The sequence below is a fragment of the Pseudomonas inefficax genome, from assembly GCF_900277125.1.
Classification (GTDB): domain Bacteria; phylum Pseudomonadota; class Gammaproteobacteria; order Pseudomonadales; family Pseudomonadaceae; genus Aquipseudomonas; species Aquipseudomonas inefficax.
The window spans coordinates 43,428-60,016 of sequence record NZ_OPYN01000203.1 but is presented as its reverse complement, the minus strand read 5'-3'; the positions used below and the strand labels follow the sequence as shown (position 1 = coordinate 60,016).

Annotated in this window: 12 protein-coding genes and 2 rRNA genes; 11 read left to right on the top strand and 3 right to left on the bottom strand. The window is 62.4% G+C overall.

Translation table 11 applies throughout. The annotated features are described in order from the left end of the window. From JV551A3_RS24975 to JV551A3_RS24925, 11 genes are all read left to right on the top strand, one after another. Window positions 1–168, top strand: a 23S ribosomal RNA gene (locus JV551A3_RS24975); the annotation flags it as partial. 131 nt (window positions 169–299) lie between these two features. Further along, window positions 300–415, top strand: a 5S ribosomal RNA gene (rrf, locus tag JV551A3_RS24970). A 355-nt stretch (window positions 416–770) separates the two neighbouring features. Further along, window positions 771–2,414 carry an acetolactate synthase large subunit gene (locus JV551A3_RS24965; RefSeq protein ID WP_133974896.1) on the top strand — a complete coding sequence of 548 codons (1,644 nt, stop codon included), beginning with the start codon at window positions 771–773 and terminating at the stop codon, window positions 2,412–2,414. A 197-nt stretch (window positions 2,415–2,611) separates the two neighbouring features. After that, window positions 2,612–3,508, top strand: coding sequence for a nitrilase family protein (locus JV551A3_RS24960; RefSeq protein ID WP_133974894.1), 897 nt, complete (start codon window positions 2,612–2,614; stop codon window positions 3,506–3,508). Between the two features lie 10 nt (window positions 3,509–3,518). Continuing rightward, a complete protein-coding gene (locus tag JV551A3_RS24955) occupies window positions 3,519–4,673 on the top strand; it encodes a hypothetical protein (RefSeq protein ID WP_133974892.1) in 1,155 nt (384 codons plus the stop codon). Continuing rightward, on the top strand, window positions 4,670–5,659 hold the full coding sequence (locus JV551A3_RS24950) for an asparaginase (protein WP_133974890.1): 990 nt from the start codon (window positions 4,670–4,672) through the stop codon (window positions 5,657–5,659). The genes JV551A3_RS24955 and JV551A3_RS24950 overlap by 4 nt, the downstream gene beginning before the upstream one ends. Window positions 5,660–5,751: 92 nt before the next feature. Further along, a complete protein-coding gene (locus JV551A3_RS24945; RefSeq protein ID WP_133974888.1) occupies window positions 5,752–6,303 on the top strand; it encodes a UPF0149 family protein in 552 nt (183 codons plus the stop codon). Window positions 6,304–6,308: 5 nt separating this feature from the next. After that, window positions 6,309–6,866: a UPF0149 family protein gene (locus tag JV551A3_RS24940; protein WP_133974886.1), complete on the top strand. Its 558-nt coding sequence runs from the start codon at window positions 6,309–6,311 to the stop codon at window positions 6,864–6,866. A gap of 279 nt (window positions 6,867–7,145) precedes the next feature. Beyond that, window positions 7,146–7,775, top strand: a complete 630-nt coding sequence (locus tag JV551A3_RS24935) for a glutathione S-transferase family protein (protein ID WP_085622725.1) — start codon at window positions 7,146–7,148, stop codon at window positions 7,773–7,775. A 27-nt stretch (window positions 7,776–7,802) separates the two neighbouring features. After that, window positions 7,803–9,839, top strand: a complete 2,037-nt coding sequence (locus JV551A3_RS24930) for a pyridoxamine 5'-phosphate oxidase family protein (RefSeq protein ID WP_133974883.1) — start codon at window positions 7,803–7,805, stop codon at window positions 9,837–9,839. A 210-nt stretch (window positions 9,840–10,049) separates the two neighbouring features. After that, complete coding sequence (locus tag JV551A3_RS24925; RefSeq protein ID WP_133974881.1) at window positions 10,050–10,946, top strand: LysR family transcriptional regulator; 897 nt, start codon at window positions 10,050–10,052, stop codon at window positions 10,944–10,946. A gap of 1 nt (window position 10,947) precedes the next feature. Here JV551A3_RS24925 and JV551A3_RS24920 read toward each other — a convergent pair whose 3' ends face one another. Genes JV551A3_RS24920 through JV551A3_RS24910 form a run of 3 tightly spaced genes read right to left on the bottom strand, consistent with a single transcriptional unit; the run spans window position 10,948 to window position 16,586 of the window. Beyond that, window positions 10,948–11,652 carry a hypothetical protein gene (locus JV551A3_RS24920; RefSeq protein WP_177421363.1) on the bottom strand — a complete coding sequence of 235 codons (705 nt, stop codon included), beginning with the start codon at window positions 11,650–11,652 and terminating at the stop codon, window positions 10,948–10,950. Next, window positions 11,564–12,220 (bottom strand): hypothetical protein, encoded by a 657-nt coding sequence (locus tag JV551A3_RS24915; RefSeq protein WP_112253427.1) that lies wholly within the window; start codon window positions 12,218–12,220, stop codon window positions 11,564–11,566. The genes JV551A3_RS24920 and JV551A3_RS24915 overlap by 89 nt, the downstream gene beginning before the upstream one ends. Window positions 12,221–12,230: 10 nt before the next feature. Further along, window positions 12,231–16,586: an RHS repeat-associated core domain-containing protein gene (locus JV551A3_RS24910; protein ID WP_133974879.1), complete on the bottom strand. Its 4,356-nt coding sequence runs from the start codon at window positions 16,584–16,586 to the stop codon at window positions 12,231–12,233. Between the last annotated feature and the right edge of the window lie 3 nt (window positions 16,587–16,589).

Genomic DNA, 16,589 nt, shown 5'->3' with positions numbered 1-16,589 from the left:
GATAACCGCTGAAAGCATCTAAGCGGGAAACTTGCCTCAAGATGAGATCTCACTGGGATCTTGAATCCCCTAAAGGGCCGTCGAAGACTACGACGTTGATAGGTTGGGTGTGTAAGCGCTGTGAGGCGTTGAGCTAACCAATACTAATTGCCCGTGAGGCTTGACCATATAACACCCAAGCAATTTGCTGACGCAGATTGCGGTGGTGAAGACGAAAGAACCGAAAGTTCGCACCATCACAAATATCGCATATCCGAATTCGCTGGGCTGTCCATCTGGACATTCTGGCAACAGAATTTCTTGACGACCATAGAGCATTGGAACCACCTGATCCCATCCCGAACTCAGCAGTGAAACGATGCATCGCCGATGGTAGTGTGGGGTTTCCCCATGTGAGAGTAGGTCATCGTCAAGATTCATTTCGCAAAACCCCTATCTGCGCATGCAGGTAGGGGTTTTGTCTTTCTGGCGAAAAAGCCCCGGACCTGCGCAACCCTCCTCTGTGGGAGCGGGTTCACCCGCGAACACCGGCAAAGCCGGTGCCATCCACCACGTCGCCTTCTTCGGGCGGTTCTACATCTCCGCTCCCCAACGACCGCAAAAGACCCGGCTGCGACAATATTCCCGTCACATTCACGTGACTTTCCCGCGGCCACCCTACGTCAAGACTTTGGTTCGGAGCACTCCTAGCTCCGGGCCGAGCAATGCCAGCGTACCGTGCTGCGCATTTCCGGACTTCCACCGTCCCATCACTTGAGGTAGCAAGCAAGATGGCCAAGGCCGCCGATGTCGTTGTGCAATGCCTGGAAAACGAAGGTGTCGAGTATGTGTTCGGCATTCCCGGTGAGGAAAACCTCGACCTGCTCGAATCCCTGCGCAAGTCGAAAATCAAGCTGGTACTGACCCGTCACGAGCAGTCCGCAGGTTTCATGGCTGCCACCTACGGCCGCCTGACCGGCAAGACCGGCGTCAGCCTGTCGACCCTTGGCCCTGGCGCCACCAACCTGGTCACCGCCAGCGCCTACGCCTACCTGGGCGGCATGCCGATGATGATGATCACCGGCCAGAAGCCGATCAAGAAGTCCAAGCAGGGCCGCTTCCAGATCATCGACGTGTGCGGCATGATGGACCCCATCACCAAGTACACCCACCAGTTCGCCTCGGCCGACAACATCCCGGCGCGTATGCGCGAAGCCTTCCGCCTGGCTGAAGAAGAGAAGCCGGGTGCGGTGCACCTGGAGCTGCCAGAAGACATCGCCGCCGAGCAGACCGAAAGCCTGCCGATCCCGCCTAGCCTGAGCCGCCGCCCGCTGGCAGAGCACAAGGCCATCGAAGCCGCTGTGGAAAAACTGCAGAAAGCCCGCAGCCCTATCCTGGTAATCGGTGCCGGCGCCAATCGCAAGATGACCGCCAAGGTCCTCAAGCAACTGATCGACAAGACCGGCATCCCGTTCATCACCACGCAAATGGGCAAAGGCGTGGTCGACGAGCGCCACCCGCGCTTCCTCGGCAACGCCGCACTGTCGTCGGGTGATTTCGTGCACCGCGCCGTCGAAGCCGCCGACCTGATCGTCAACATCGGCCACGACGTGATCGAGAAGCCGCCGTTCTTCATGGTCCGTGGCGGTACCGAAGTCATCCACATCAACTTCCGCTCTGCCGAAGTCGATGCCGTGTACTTCCCGCAGGTGGAAGTGATCGGTGACATCGCCAACGCCGTATGGCAGATCAGCGAAGCGCTGACCGACACCAACCACTGGGACTTCACCCGCCTGATGGCGATTCGTGAAGCCAACGAAGCGCAGATCGCCGAAGGTGCCGACGACAACCGTTTCCCGGTGTACCCGCAGCGCATGGTTGCCGACATCCGTCGCGTGCTGCCGTCCGAAGGCATCGTCGCCCTGGATAACGGCATCTACAAGATCTGGTTCGCCCGCAACTACAAGGCGCACAAGCCGAACACCGTACTGCTGGATAACGCCCTGGCGACCATGGGCGCCGGCCTGCCATCGGCCATGGCCGCGCACCTGGTGCACCCGGACCGCCCGGTGATTTCGGTTTGCGGCGACGGCGGTTTCATGATGAACAGCCAGGAGCTGGAGACTGCAGTACGCTTAGGGATGCACATCACTGTGGTGATCCTGCGTGACGACGGCTACGGCATGATCCGCTGGAAGCAGGCGAACATGGGCTTCACCGATTTCGGCCTGGATTACGGCAACCCGGACTTCGTCAAGTACGCCGAAGCCTACGGTGCCAACGGCCACCGCGTGGAAAGCGCCGAAGGCCTGCTGCCGTTGCTCGAACACTGCATCAAGACTCCGGGCGTGCACGTGATCGACTGCCCGGTCGATTACAGCGAAAACGACCGCATCCTCAACAGCGAGCTGCGTGAGCGCGCGCTGGCGGTGTAAGGCCTGACAGGATCGGCGCCACCTCAAGGCTGGCGCCGCTCCATGGATCGCGTCCACCAACCGTTCTGGGTCTAAGGCCCTTCCTGCCACAACCATTCCATATTCCTACAAGCATGTAGGAACTCCCCGACTGTCACTCCCCAGCCCAACCCCGCTTTACTGGCGCCCTTCCAAAACAACCATAAAAGGAAGCCGTCATGTCCGAACATTGCACGCCCGTCAGCCCTGTACGTATCGCCGTCATCCAGTACGACCCTCAGGTCGGGCTGGAGAATTGCGATGGCAACCTGAGCAAGGGCCTGGCATTGGCCCGGTGCGCGGCGCGTGAAGGCGCCAACCTGATCGTGCTACCCGAGTTGGCCAATACCGGCTACACCTTCCACACGCGGGCAGAGGCCTATGCCCATGCCGAAACGCTGGAGGAGGGTCGCAGCCTGAAAGCCTGGGCGGATTTCGCCCGGGAGTACCAGGTCTACCTGGCTGCGGGTTTTGCCGAACGCGAGGGACTGAAACTCTACGACAGTGCCGTACTGTTCGGGCCGCAAGGTCTGCTCGGGCACTACCGCAAGGCCCATCTGTGGAACCAGGAAAAGCTCTGGTTCACCCCTGGCGACCTGGGCTTCCCAGTGTTCGAGACACCAATCGGCCGTATCGGCCTGCTGATCTGCTGGGATATCTGGTTCCCGGAAGTGCCGCGGCTGATGGCCGCGCAAGGCGCCGACATCATCTGCAGCCTGAACAACTGGGTATGGACGCCACCACCGCTGTTCGATGAAGCAGGGCGCTGCATGGCGTCCTACCTGACCATGACGGCGGCGCACGCCAACAACGTCTACATCGCTGCCGCCAACCGCATAGGTAGCGAGCGGGGCGGTCGCTTCCTTGGCTGTTCACTGATTGCCGATACCAGTGGCTGGCCCATTGGCGAGGTGGCCAGTGCAGAGGAGGAGTGCATTCTTTACGCCGATGTCGACCTCAGCAGCGCCCGCTCGGCGCCGATCTGGAACAGCCTCAACGACCTGCCGCGCGACAGGCGCACCGATCTTTACGATGCCACGCTTGGCTATCGCCTTCATGCACCTATGCCTCGCTGAGGAGTTGCACATGAAAACGCTACTCTTCCCCAACCGGCAGCGTTCGTCGGTGTTGATCCTTGCCTGTCTGCTGGTGCTGCTGGTTGCCAGCCTCGTACACGGCCAATGGCCGGACTACATGCAACTGGCCGCGACGCTCGATCAACCGCTCAGCCGCCTGCGCTGGATCGTTGGTGATATCAGCGAAGTGGCCTTCTACAAGCATGAGTTGCCCGCTCTGGGCTTGCTATTGGGCGCTTGCCTGGCGCACTGGGCCCACGTGCGCGGGTATCGCTGGCACGGCTTTGCCATCTGCTACGGCAGCGGATTATGGCCGTGGGTGTTCACCAGTTCGCTGCTGGGCTTGTTGCTCAGTCACGCGTTGTGGGGATGGACATTGGCCAGTGGCACCTGGCAACCGACCTTCGTTGCTTTCGTATCGTTGCCAGCAGCCATGGTGCTGTTGTTTGGTGCGGGTTGGCGGGTGACGATCAGCGGCGCACTGCTGGGAGCGCTGTTGGTAACACCAGCCAGCCTGCTGATGGTCAACTACCTGTGCTACCCCCTGCAGTTGCCGGTGGTAGTCGGCAACGTAAGTGGCATGGCGCTGGCAAGCGTGGTGGCGTTCATGCTGTGCTGGCACTTTCCATCATGGGTACGGCCCAGCCATCCGCCCACCACACATGAACCCGTTGCGGCCCAAGCCGACTACGGGGTGGCCTGGACCCTGCGGCGTGTACTGGCCGATTTCAGCGAAGCGCCATTTTTCGGCAATGAACTGGCCAGCCTCGGGCTACTGCTGGGAGTGTTTCTGGCTTACATGCTGGCCCCCGCTGCGCCAGTCTACGGTTCGCTGCTACTGATTCCGATGGTTGCCGGGCAGGCGCTGGCATCACTGGTAGGTGTCGTGTTCTGGCGTCGCCAATGGCAGGCGCGAGGCTGGTACCCCACTTACATTCCCATCGTCTCGATCGTCCCTGCCGCTGTGCTCACCCACGGTGGAAGCTGGCAAGTGATCGTAGCCAGTGCAGTGCTGGGTGCGCTGGTAGCGCCACCGTTGGCAGTGGCCATCAGCCAGCGCTTGCCAGCCTACATGCATGGTTACGTCGGCAATGTAGTGTCGATGGCCATCAGCACACTGGCGATCGTTCCACTGGTCGGGCTGCTTGCTGGAGGTGGCGTATGAAAGCGCATGCAAACCTGCCCAGGTTATCGATCGCCAGCCTGGGAGGGACGGTGAGTATGCGGACAAGTGCAAGCGAATGCGGGGTGATGCCCAAGCTTGACTGCGCTGAGCAACTGGCCGAGTTGCCACAACTGCGTGAGATGGCCCATCTTGAGGCTGTCACTCTGGGCCTGCTCCCCAGTGCCTCGCTGGGCTTTGCGGCGATGCTCGAGGTGCTGGCCTGGGCCCGGGGCCAGATGGCTCGCGGGGCACACGCGGTGATACTGACCCAAGGTACCGACAGCCTCGAGGAAACGGCGTATTTCCTCGATTTGCTCTGGCCGTTCGATGCGCCATTGGTAATGACCGGTGCCATGCGCGCGGCCAGCCAGCCGGGCAACGACGGCCCGGCCAATCTGCTGGCTGCGGTGCAGGTGGCATTGGCGCCTGGCAGTCGTGGGCGCGGTGTTTTGGTGCTGATGAATGATCAGGTCCACTGCGCTGCAAGGGTTCGCAAGACGGCAAGCCTCGCGATGGCTGCATTCGAATCACCCGGGTGCGGAGCACTGGGCGATGTTGTGGAAGGTGTCGTGGTATATCGTCAACCGGCAGGCTCACGAGAGGTGCTGCCGTTACCGCATCGTACCGAGCATCGGATTGCAATGCTGGAAGCGTGCCTGGACGCAGATACGGCGTTGTTGAAGGCTGTAGCGACACTGGGCTACGAGGGACTGGTCATAGCCGGTTTTGGTGCAGGTCACGTTTCCGCTAGCTGGTCCGAAGTGCTTGGCCATCTCGCGCCCACCTTGCCTGTGATTGTTGCCACCCGCACAGGCAGTGGCCCCACAGCCTCGGCCTCCTACGGTTTTACCGGAGCCGAGATCGACCTGCAGGCCAAGGGGGTACACATGGGCGGGCAGCTCTGCCCGCGCAAATGCCGCATTCTGCTGTGGCTGTTGATCGGCACGGGCAGGCAGCAGCAGCTGCATGGCTGGTTGTCACGTTAGGTAATCTGCCCGCGTAGCTGCAAGCGCGGGCAGCCCTTCGGACGTTGCTGTGCTAGGGTGCACACACTTTTGCTTCCCAGGATGTCCACGCCATGCTCCCCCCTCTCAGCGAAAAAGAACTCGACCGCCTTGAAGACCTGCTGATCACCTACGGCAATGACTACTCGGTACTCAACCTGGCCGAGCTCAATGGCTTTTTCACTGCCCTGGCCAGCTCGCCGACTACCGTCATGCCTGAACAGTGGCTGCCTGCGGTGGCCGGCGGCAAGGTGCCGAAATTCAAGAAGCCGGCGCATGAAGAGGCGTATACGGCATTGATGCTGCGCTATGCCAGCCAGGTGGCGGAGGAGTTGGGCGACGATGTTGACCACTTTGAGCCGCTGTTCGAAGAAAGCGAAGGCGAAGAGGGCAGTGTAATCATCATGGAGGAGTGGTGCTTTGGCTACATGCGCGGCACTCAGGTCGCTGGTTGGGCCGAGCTGCCGCCGGAGCAGGACCAACTGCTCAAGGCCATTTCGCTGCATGGGCTGGAGGACAACTTCGAGCTGCTGGACCAGATGAGCGAAGCGGATATCCAGGCCTGCGTGCCTCAGGTGACCGAGGCAGCACGCAGGCTTTACCGTTACCACCGGCTGCAGGATTGAACTCTATGAGTAACCCCATCACCGACCAGGAGTTGGACGAGCTGGGAGAGCTGCTTTTCAAGTATGGCAATGATGACGCGATACTTGATGTCAGTGAACTCGATGGCTTTGTGAATGCCCTATGCAGCTCGCCGCATCTGCTGCTACCAAGTGAGTGGCTGCCGGAGGTTTCTGGCGGCAAACTGCCTCGGTTCAAAAGCAAGGCCCAGGCTCAGCGCTACACGGATTTGATCATCAAGTTTTACAACACCGTCGCGATTATGCTCAGCGAAGCCACGGATGAGCTGAATCTGTTCTTTGAGGTCAGAGATACTGCGCAGGGCGAAATTGTAGTGCTTGAAGAGTGGTGCTTCGGGTACATGCGGGGTGTTCGTTTGGGACGATGGACAGAATTACCTGCCCAGCTTCAAAAATATCTCGACGCTATTGCCTTGCACGGTTCGGAGGAAAATTTTTCCGTCCTGGACAAGATGAGCCTCGAAGAACACCAGGCCACTGTGCCGTTGGTGGTTGATGCTGTGCATGTTCTTTACCTCTACCAACGGCAGCAGCGATTGGGCTGATTTCTCTGATGTAGCAGGGACCTGTGGGAGCGGCTTTAGCCGCGAACACCGGCGCAGCCGGTGCCAGGCACCGTGTTGGATTCTTCGCGGCTAAAGCCGCTCCCACGGGAGGGTGTAGTGCTTTTGGAGCGGGCTTGCCCGCGAAGAGGCCAGAAGCCGGAGTGCATTATTCCGCCCCGCGAAATTATGGTTTCCCCGCCACGCGGATTCTGCTGTCAGCCGAACCAGTGCAGCATGTGCTCCACCAGCCCATCCCGGTGCTGACGAGGAGCCAAGCCCATGTCGAACCCGATCAAGCTTTACAACTTCCCCAAGTCCGGCCACGCCCACCGCATCGAGCTGATGCTCTCGCTGCTGAATCTTCCTACCGAGCTGGTGTTCGTCGACCTCGCCAAAGGCGCGCACAAGCAGCCGGACTTCCTCGCCCTCAACCCGTTTGGCCAGGTCCCGGTCATCGATGACAACGGTACGGTGGTCGCCGACTCCAATGCCATCCTGGTGTACCTGGCCAAGAAGTACGACAACGGTACCTGGCTCCCCGAGGAACCCGCTGCCGCCGCCCGCGTCCAGCGCTGGCTGTCGGTCGCTGCCGGCCCGTTGGCCTTCGGCCCCGCTGCGGCGCGTCTGGTCACGGTGTTCGGTGCCTCGTTCAACACCGATGAAGTGATTACCCGCGCCCACACCCTGCTGAAAGTGATCGACGCCGAGCTGGCCAAAACGCCCTTCCTGGCCGGTAGCACACCCACCATCGCCGATATCGCCAACTACTCGTACATCGCCCATGCACCGGAGGGCAATGTGTCGCTGGAGCCCTATGCCAACGTACGCGGTTGGCTGGCCCGGATCGAGGCGCTGCCGCGCTTCGTACCCATGCCACGCACCGTGATCGGCCTGCAGACCAGCGCCTGACATCCCGCCACTGCGAGGAACGCCGCCATGCAACAGAACCCGGACCACCACTCCTCGCCCTGGCATGCGGGAGAGAAAACCCTGCAGGAAAAAGCCGGTGTCGCGGAGCGCATGGAGGCGTTCGGGCAGAAGGTCATTCGTGACTACATGCCCGAGCAGCATCGTATTTTCTATCACCAGTTGCCGTTCATGGTCGCCGCCAGCGTGGACGCACTGGGGCGGCCCTGGGCGACGCTGTTGGAAGGGCCGGAAGGTTTCGTCAGCTCGCCGGACCCGCGCCAGCTGACGATCGACACTCAACTGCCGGCAGACGATCCCGCTACCCCGGGGCTGTCTGCCGGGCAGGCGGTCGGCCTGTTGGGGATCGAACTGCACACCCGCCGGCGCAACCGCCTCAACGGGCAGATTCGCGAGGCCGGCGACGGGCAACTGCAGGTGACTGTAGAGCAGTCGTTCGGCAACTGCCCGCAGTACATCCAGCTGCGTGACTACACCCGCGTCACAGAACCCGCCCAGGGGCGTGTCGATGCGACGACACTCGATGCCTCGGCTGTCAGCATGATCCAGGCAGCCGATACTTTCTTTGTCGCCAGCTATGTCGAGCATGACGACGGCCAGCGCTCGGTGGATGTCTCACACCGTGGCGGGCGGCCCGGGTTCGTCAAGGTCGAAGGCAACCGCCTGACCATTCCCGACTATGCTGGCAACCTGCACTTCAACACCTTGGGCAACCTGCTGGTGAACCCGCAAGCAGGGTTGCTGTTCATCGATTTCAGCAACGGCAACGTGTTGCAGCTTTACGGGCATGCCGAGTTGCTGCTGGACAGCCCGGCCATCCAGGCGTTCGAAGGCGCCGAGCGCTTGTGGACGCTGGAGGTCGAGCAGGTGGTATGGCGCCCGGCTGCCGTTTCCCTTCGTTGGGCCTTCAAGGAGTACGCGCCGACCAGCCTGATGACCGGGACCTGGGCCGAGGCCGACATACGCCTGCAGCAACGCCAACAGCAGCGCCAATGGCAGGCTTGGCGTGTGCTGCGGGTGGAGCAGGAAAGCCGCGATATCCGCTCGTTCTACCTTGAGCCTCCTGCTGGCAGTGCGATGGCTTTTGCGCCAGGGCAGCATGTTCCGGTGCAAGTCCAGCTCGAGGGCGGGGCAGCACTGATCCGTACCTACAGCCTGTCCAGCGCGCCTTCGGACGGCTACCTGCGCATCAGTGTCAAAGCCCAGGGTCCTGCTTCGCGGCACCTGCATGAGCGTGTCGTGCCCGGCGATGTGCTGAACGTGCGCCCGCCGATGGGCAGCTTCACGCTGGACCAGCAGAGCACACGGCCGCTGGTGCTGATTGGCGCGGGTGTGGGTATCACGCCGTTACTGGCCATGCTGCGCGAGCAGTTGAGCAAAGGGCAGGCACGGCGCATTCATCTGTTCCATGGGGCGCGCAGCCTGGCCGACCTGCCGTTCCGTGAGGAGCTGGCAAGCTTGCGGCATCAGGCCGGCGGCCTGCTGCACGTGCACCGCGCCCTGAGCCAGCCGGAAGAGCATGCGCTGGTGGGGCGTGATTACGAGTTTGCCGGTCGGCTGGGTATCGAACAGGTCAAGACGACGCTTGCGCTGGACGACTACGATTTCTACCTGTGTGGCCCGGGCAGCTTTACCCAGGACCTGTATGAAGGGCTGCGCGGGGTGCATGTGCCGGACGCGCGGATCCATGCCGAAGCCTTTGGCCCGTCGACGCTTCGGCGGCACACCGACGATGACCAGCCCACCCTGCAACAGCCGCCGGCGGCCAGCGAGCCGGTGCCGGTATACTTTGCGGCTTCGGCCAAGGAGGCGCGCTGGGCGCCCGGTAGCGGTACGCTGCTGGAGTTGGCCGAGGCGCGTGGGCTGGCGCCGGAGTTCAGTTGCCGAGGTGGATCGTGCGGTACCTGCAAGACTCGGTTGGTCAGTGGCCAGGTGCATTACCCGAATCCGCCGGCCGAGCTGCCGGAGGCGGGTTCGGTGTTGATTTGCTGTGCAGTGCCTGCCCGGTCGGAGGAGGGGGCGCAGCCGTTGGTGCTGGATATCTGATGGTTCACGATCCCCTGTAGGAGCGGCCTTGTGTCGCGAAGGGCCGCAGCGCGGCCCCAGGATTCAAGTAGTGAAACACCAATTGCTGGGGCTGCTGTGCAGCCCTTTCGCGACACAAGGCCGCTCCTACAAGGGACCGCGTACGGGACAGGCTGCACAAGAAGCCCAGATGAAAGATAATCCCGGCACTTCATGGCCTCAGGAGCCCGCATGGACCAGATCCACCTGATGAAGGTGTTCGTCGCCGTAGGCGAGCTGGAGAGCTTCGCCGCCGCTGCCCGCCGCCTGGATATCTCCCCAGCCGCGGTCACCCGCGCCGTCAGCGCCCTGGAAGAGCAACTCGGGGTCAAGCTGCTGCTGCGCACCACCCGTAGCGTGCGCCTGACCGAAGCCGGTGGCCGCTACCTGGAAGATACCCGGCATATCCTCGCCAGCATCCACGAGGCCAACGAAGCCGCCGCCGGCATCAACGCCACGCCCAAGGGCGACCTGGCCGTCACTGCGCCCATCCTGTTTGGCAAGAAGTTCGTCATGCCGTGCATCGTCCGCTACCTGCAGCAGTACCCCGAGGTTGACGTTTCCGCCTACTTCCTCGACCGCATCGTCAACATGGTAGAGGAGGGCATGGACGTGGCCGTTCGTATCGGCCCCTTGCCCGACTCCGGGCTCAAAGCACTGCGGGTGGGCAGGGTCCGACGCATGCTGTGCGCCTCTCCCGAATACCTGGCGCGTCATGGCGTGCCAAAGCACCCGTCCGACCTGGCAGAACATGCGGTGATCGGTACCACCAACCTGTCGCCCCGAGCCGGCTGGCGTTTCGGAATAACCGATGAACCGACCCTGGTGCGCATGAAACCCCGCCTGATGGTGACCAGCAATGACGGGGCGATCGCTGCGGCCAGCGGCGGGTTGGGCATTGCCCGCCTGTTGTCGTATCAAGTCGCGGATGAATTGGCCAGCGGGCAGCTGCAGGTGATCCTGGCCGATTACGAAGAGGCGCCTTGGCCGATCCATATACTGCACCGGGAGAGCAAGTACGGTTCAGCCAAGGTCCGGGCCTTCATAGATATGCTGGCGCAGGCGCTGAGGGCTCGGCAGCTGGACTGATTCAACCGAGCAGGGTGAATGTAAAGCAACCTGGGCACTGCTGTTCCAGCCATTCCTTGGCTCGTTCGCTCAGGAAGTACCCGCGATAGACATCGCCTTTGAAGAAATCGGCTTGCTCATCGGCCTTGAGCACCTTGAGATACTGGCCGAGGTCAGCAGGTTCGTGCTGTGAGTCCTTGAACAGGTTGAGCTTGCCCACGACGAATGCTTGCCAATACTCCGGCATGCGTTTGGCCAGTGCCGGGTCATGCGGCAAGGTATCGATGATCGAGGTCGGCCCCCCTTTCAGATCGAGGTAGTCGGTAATGGGCTTGCTGGTATCCCAGTGCAACCAGTCGATGTGCACGATGTGGGTTTTTTCCAGGTGCTCATAACGGCTGATGCCCTTCAAGCCGCTTTTTTCCAAGGCTTGTTTGACCGGCTCGGTGAGTACCAGCGAACCCGACCGGATATACGCGGCCGGGGTATAGGGGCCGGCGCGCTTGATGCTGTCTATGTCGGTATCTTCATCCCAGGCGATCATCCCCTGAAGCAGTGCCGCGCCCCAGTCTCCCCAAGGGGATGGCAGGTTGTCCAAATAGTAAATGTTCATATCAGAGGCATGTTCTTTCGGCCATTCAGGCGTACTGAACGAAAAAGAACCCGGCTTCGTCGCCTTGGTTTTTTCGTCGGGCTTGCTTGTCCAGATAGATGTAACCGATGCCATCCAGGAAGATCCCTTCCTGCTGGGGGGCCCAGCGGCTGATTTCGTAGTCGGTCAGTTGTAAAAGAAGCAGGTACCGGCTTGGAACATAGATAGGATCTTGCATCCAGGCTGCTCGACCGAGTTGCTTGCTGATGCCAAGACCGGAGTCCTCGTCATCGTGCTCTTCGGCGAATTCCTCTTCGGTCATTGGCTCGAAGTCGATAAAACGTCGCTCCAGCAAGAGCGTTCCAGGCGGGGCTGGTAACTCCTCCTCACACAGCCGGTGGAGAATGAACCGTGCGTAACCATTGTGGATACCGGGTAGCTCCGCTTGCTCATGAAGTGAGTAGCGGCTGACGACGGATTGCTTGAAGCCGCCGGCGCGCTGTTTTCGAGCTGTGATGAATACCGTGGCAGCCATGCCGGGCGGAAAGATTTTAGCCGGCAGGAAGTTTTCCGTGACCGTACACAGAGGCGTCATCGGCTCCTGGGTGTCGGGCGACAAAGGCCACAAGCCTGGGTCGTCCATGCGGACGCTGCCACCCACCTGACCGAAGCCTTTGTCTTCTTCGGTAAACACGATCTTCATTGAATGCACGTCAATAACATCCCTTGCTTTTTGCATATGACCGGGCTAGCCGCCTGGCGGTGCGGAGTTGGTCCTGGGTCACGATATTACGGGTAACCAATGTGTTGTAGATAGCTTCGGACATCAGTCGGATTTCCAGTTTGCCGCGCTTGAGCATCTGGTTTGGCCCCAGTCCTCGTAGTGCTCGCAAGCGGCGCTCCTCGTCGTGAACCATGGTGTGGTTGCTACGCTTGAGCGCCATTGCCGGGTTGCCTTTTACCCGGTTAGTCGTGGCGATACCTTTGTCCTGCATGAACTTGTGACGCATGATTTCATGGGCATCGTGGCCGTCTTTTTTATGAGCATCGGTGCCGAAGCCTGCGGATTCGCCTTCTTTGAGCAGCCCCCATGGGTCGATCCAGGTAAACGGGTTGGGCGCATACTCGTAAAGGTTCAAACCACCGGCCAGACCAATTGGGTCAGGCTGGGTAAAGCGGCCTATCTCTGGGTCGTAGAAGCGGAACAGGTTGTAGTGCAGGCCGGTTTCGCGGTCCAGGTACTGGCCCTGGAAGCGCAGGTTCTGTTCTTCCTGCAGACGGGTAGCCCGCTGTTCATGCCAGCTTGCGCCCCAGGTCAGGTAGCGCGCCGACCACACCTCCTCGCCAGCGCCATCGGTCAACTGCTCCGGCAGGCCGTTGATGTCATTGTGGTAATGCAGTACCTGCTGGTGAGCACCCAGGCCGTCCACCCGGGCCAGCGGTTCGTGGCCATCGTCCTCGTACAGGTACAGCGCCTGCCGGCCATTGTGCAGCTCGCCGAGCAGGCGCAGGCCACTCCAGCTGAAGCGGGTGCGGCTGACCACCTGGCCGTCGAGCGTTGATTCGATCTTCTCGGTGCGCCGGCCCATCGGGTCGTAGCGCATGTCGATGATGCGTTCCCGCCCGGGTTGCAGGTTGCGCACCTGGACCAGCCGGTGCTCGGCGTCGTAGCGAAAATGCTGCGTACCGCGGCGGCGGCTGCGCTTTTCCACCAGGCGACCGAAGCCATCGTAGCGATAGCGCTTGTCCTCGAAAGTGAGCACGCGGTTGTGCCGGACCAGCCCGGCACCTGCCGCCAGCGGGTCGAGCAGGTTGCCGGCCGGGTCGTAGCGGAATGCTTCGCGCTGGCCGACAGGGCTGTCCTGGCGCCCCAGCACATGGCCGCAGCCATCATGCTGATAAGCCTGCAAATAGCCGCTGCCCGGGTGCTGCACCTCGCGTACGGCCAGTTGGTCGGCCGCGTCGAACTGGTACCGCTGCTGGTCTGGCGCCGGCAGCTGGCTGGGTTGGGCTGCCGGGCGGCGCAGCAGAGTGCGCAGGCGCCCGCCACGGTCGTACTTGCGTTGAATCGCCAGGTTGCCCTGCAGGCGCAGCGTCTCCCGGTGTACGCGGTCACGCTCGAAATCGCACACCACCTTGCCATCGAGGTTGATCTGGTGCAGGTGCCCGCTGCCGTAGTACAGGCGGTTGATCCAGCGGCCGTCGGGTACTCGCGTGCGGGTGACGTTGCCGAGCGGGTCGTACTGGTACTGCACGCTGCCCTGCGCGCTGTGTTCTTCGAGCAACTGGCTCAGGGCATCGAAGGCGAAGCCCAGTTCCTCGACCTGGCCATCCACGGCGGTACGGCGGATCGCAACCACGTTGTCCAGTGGGTCGTTGCAGTAGTCGGTGCGTCCCTCATCGGTATGGCGGGTCAGCAGCCGACCGCCGGCGTCGTACGCCATGCGATGAATAATGGGCGCCTCTGCGCTGCCCGGTGCAGGCAGGAAGGTCACCTGGACAAGGTTGTCCAGTGGGTCGTACTGGTAGCGCCGCAAGCCGCCGTCCAGGTCGCGTTCGGCGATCAGCCGGTCGCCTGCATCCCATTCGAAACCGTAGGCTTCGCCATTTTCGTTGTACAGAGCGAGCAGGCGCCCATGGTTATCGTACTGGTAGCGCACCTGCCGGCCGAGCGCATCGATGCGCAGTTCCAGTTGCCCGCGGCGGTTACGCCGGTATTGGGTAACGTGACCTGCCGGGTCGAGGTGCTGAACCAACAAGCCGCTGGCATCGAGGGCAAACGCTTCGCTGCGGCCATCGGGAAAGGTCACGCTACGCAAGCGACCCTTGCTGTCATGCTGGTAGTCGGTGCGCTCGCCCTGGGCGTCGGTGATCGATCGCAAGTGGCCCAAGGTGTCGTAGGCGAAGCGGGTCAGGTAGCCCGAGCAGTCCCGCTGTTCGACCAGCAGCCCTTGCTCGTTCCAGCGCAGGTGGCGGCTGGAACCATTGGCATCGATGATTTCGACAGGGTTGCCCTGGCTGTCGTGGCGATACCGTGTGTGCTGGCCCAGCGGGTCGGTTTCGCGCGTGCAGTTTCCGCGTTGGTCGTAGGCGAATGTCCAGCGGTGGCCGGCCTGGTCGGTCTGGCTGCGAGGCAGCGACCAATGCTCGAGCCACTCGGTCGACTCGCTACGCCCCAGCGGGTCGACCGTTTCGGCAAGGTTGCCCGACTCATCGTAGAAAAACTGCCAGCGTCCATCCATGGGGTCGCTCGCCGCGAGCAACTGGCGCTCGTCGTTCCATTCGAAGCGCCAGGTCCGCTCGAGTGCATCGGTGTAGGCGGTGATCTGATACTGCGGGTTCCAGTGGCGCACGGCGACGCGGCCAAGGCTGTCGGTCACCCGGGTGGTGCCTGCGGCCACATCGTATTCGAAGGCGTAGCTGTCGCCGCCGTTGGTCCAGTGTCGCACCACCCGCCAACCGTCCTCATGCTGCGCCCATTCGTAGTTGCAACACAGGCCGCCGCCAGTACGGTGTTCGATCATGCGTCGGGCGGCGTCGTAGGCAAAGCCGCGCAGCGGCTGGCTTGCGCCATCCAGCACCTGAGCGAGGTCACCGTTGGTATCGTAGCCATAGCTGGCCAAGCGTTGCGATTCGCCGCTCGCCGCGTGGACGTCGACGTGGCTCACCCGCTGTGGCCATTGCTCGCTGTAGCCGAGCCGGACACGCACCTGATCGAAGGTATCGCGCAACTGGCAAAGACGGCCCTGGTCGTCGTAGTCCAGGTAGATCCGGTTGTCGTTGCGATCACCGATCTGGCTCAGGCGCAGTCGGTCAGGCCGCCCCGGGGTCGGCTGGAACAGCCGATACTCGCCTTCGCGGCTTTCGGTCAGCAGCTCGCCGTTGTGCGCCCGGCGTACGCTCAGCCCTTCACCGACACTGAACACCGCATCACCCAAGGTGATGATGCCCATGTCCACCCGGCGGGCCTGCTCGTCGACCAGCACCAGGTGATCGTCTTCGCCAACCTCTACCGAAACTTCGTAAGGCAGGCTCCAGCCCGCGCCGAACAGGCCATCGACCCGCTCGTCGTGGCTGTTGTAGAAGCGTTGCCAGGCGATCGGCAGGGTGGCCTGCACGGTGAAGTCGAGGTCTTCATCGCCACACAGGACCTTGCCGCCGGTCGCCGCATGTACCGGGTTGGGCGAACCGGCCATGGCCTGGGTGAGGGCGCTGGTCACCTGGCCGGTTACGACGCTGCTCACCCCGCCCACCAGCATGCAGCCGAACTTGCTGTAGAACTTGCCGCCACGCCCGCGCAGCAGCATCAGCGCGGTCACTGCCAGGCCGATGCCCGGTGTCTTGCCGCTGCGGATCTCGCGCACCACGATTGGCTCGCCGCCGATGCGCACGTTGCTCGATACCAGGCCACCGTCGACGATCACCGCTTCGCAGGTGCTGCGGTCACCGCTGCGGCAGGCCGGGTGGCCATTGATCAGCACCTTGCTCGACCCCTCGGCCAGGTACTGCGGTGGCATCGGCGGGTGCTTGCTGCACAGTACCTTGTCGTCCGGTGCTGGCAAGGTATTGGCAGCGGGCGTGGCCACGGTCGGCCGCCACATCTGCGAGAAGAAGCCCTTGGCCATGTCCAGGAAGCTTTCTTCCTTCGCCGCGCCAGCTTCGGCACCGGCCTGCTCCAGCGGTGCCGGCGGGCCGGTGACGACGCCTGCAGCACGCGCCGCGCGCATGCCGTTGGTGCGGGTGTTCGGCGAGCCACTGATGATGGTGGCCTGCACCGACGGCGGGAACAGGAAATTGCCGATACCCTCGCATAATCGGCTCAGGCCGGTATCGGCGCCGGTCTTGGCCATGACCACACCGACCACCAGGCCGACCACCGCGCCCAGCACGAAGCAGCCCAGGCCACCGGTGGCCACGGTCAGGCCGAACGCCGCCGCCACGGCGGCAGTGGCCAGGGCGCCGATGGCCACGGTGGCGGCGATTTCCAGTACACCGCCGACAATGTCCGCCAGCATCGAGGTGTGCATCAGCGCGTCGCCTTCGCGGGCGGCCCACAGGGCGTCGGACATGGT

Coding starts and splice junctions, on each gene's coding strand:
- JV551A3_RS24920 (WP_177421363.1), bottom strand. CDS start 11,652: ATGGCATCGGTTACATCTATCTGGACAAGCAAGCCCGACGAAAAAACC.
- JV551A3_RS24940 (WP_133974886.1), top strand. CDS start 6,309: ATGAGTAACCCCATCACCGACCAGGAGTTGGACGAGCTGGGAGAGCTG.
- JV551A3_RS24910 (WP_133974879.1), bottom strand. CDS start 16,586: ATGTCCGACGCCCTGTGGGCCGCCCGCGAAGGCGACGCGCTGATGCAC.
- JV551A3_RS24915 (WP_112253427.1), bottom strand. CDS start 12,220: ATGAAGATCGTGTTTACCGAAGAAGACAAAGGCTTCGGTCAGGTGGGT.
- JV551A3_RS24955 (WP_133974892.1), top strand. CDS start 3,519: ATGAAAACGCTACTCTTCCCCAACCGGCAGCGTTCGTCGGTGTTGATC.
- JV551A3_RS24960 (WP_133974894.1), top strand. CDS start 2,612: ATGTCCGAACATTGCACGCCCGTCAGCCCTGTACGTATCGCCGTCATC.
- JV551A3_RS24945 (WP_133974888.1), top strand. CDS start 5,752: ATGCTCCCCCCTCTCAGCGAAAAAGAACTCGACCGCCTTGAAGACCTG.
- JV551A3_RS24965 (WP_133974896.1), top strand. CDS start 771: ATGGCCAAGGCCGCCGATGTCGTTGTGCAATGCCTGGAAAACGAAGGT.
- JV551A3_RS24935 (WP_085622725.1), top strand. CDS start 7,146: ATGTCGAACCCGATCAAGCTTTACAACTTCCCCAAGTCCGGCCACGCC.
- JV551A3_RS24950 (WP_133974890.1), top strand. CDS start 4,670: ATGAAAGCGCATGCAAACCTGCCCAGGTTATCGATCGCCAGCCTGGGA.
- JV551A3_RS24930 (WP_133974883.1), top strand. CDS start 7,803: ATGCAACAGAACCCGGACCACCACTCCTCGCCCTGGCATGCGGGAGAG.
- JV551A3_RS24925 (WP_133974881.1), top strand. CDS start 10,050: ATGGACCAGATCCACCTGATGAAGGTGTTCGTCGCCGTAGGCGAGCTG.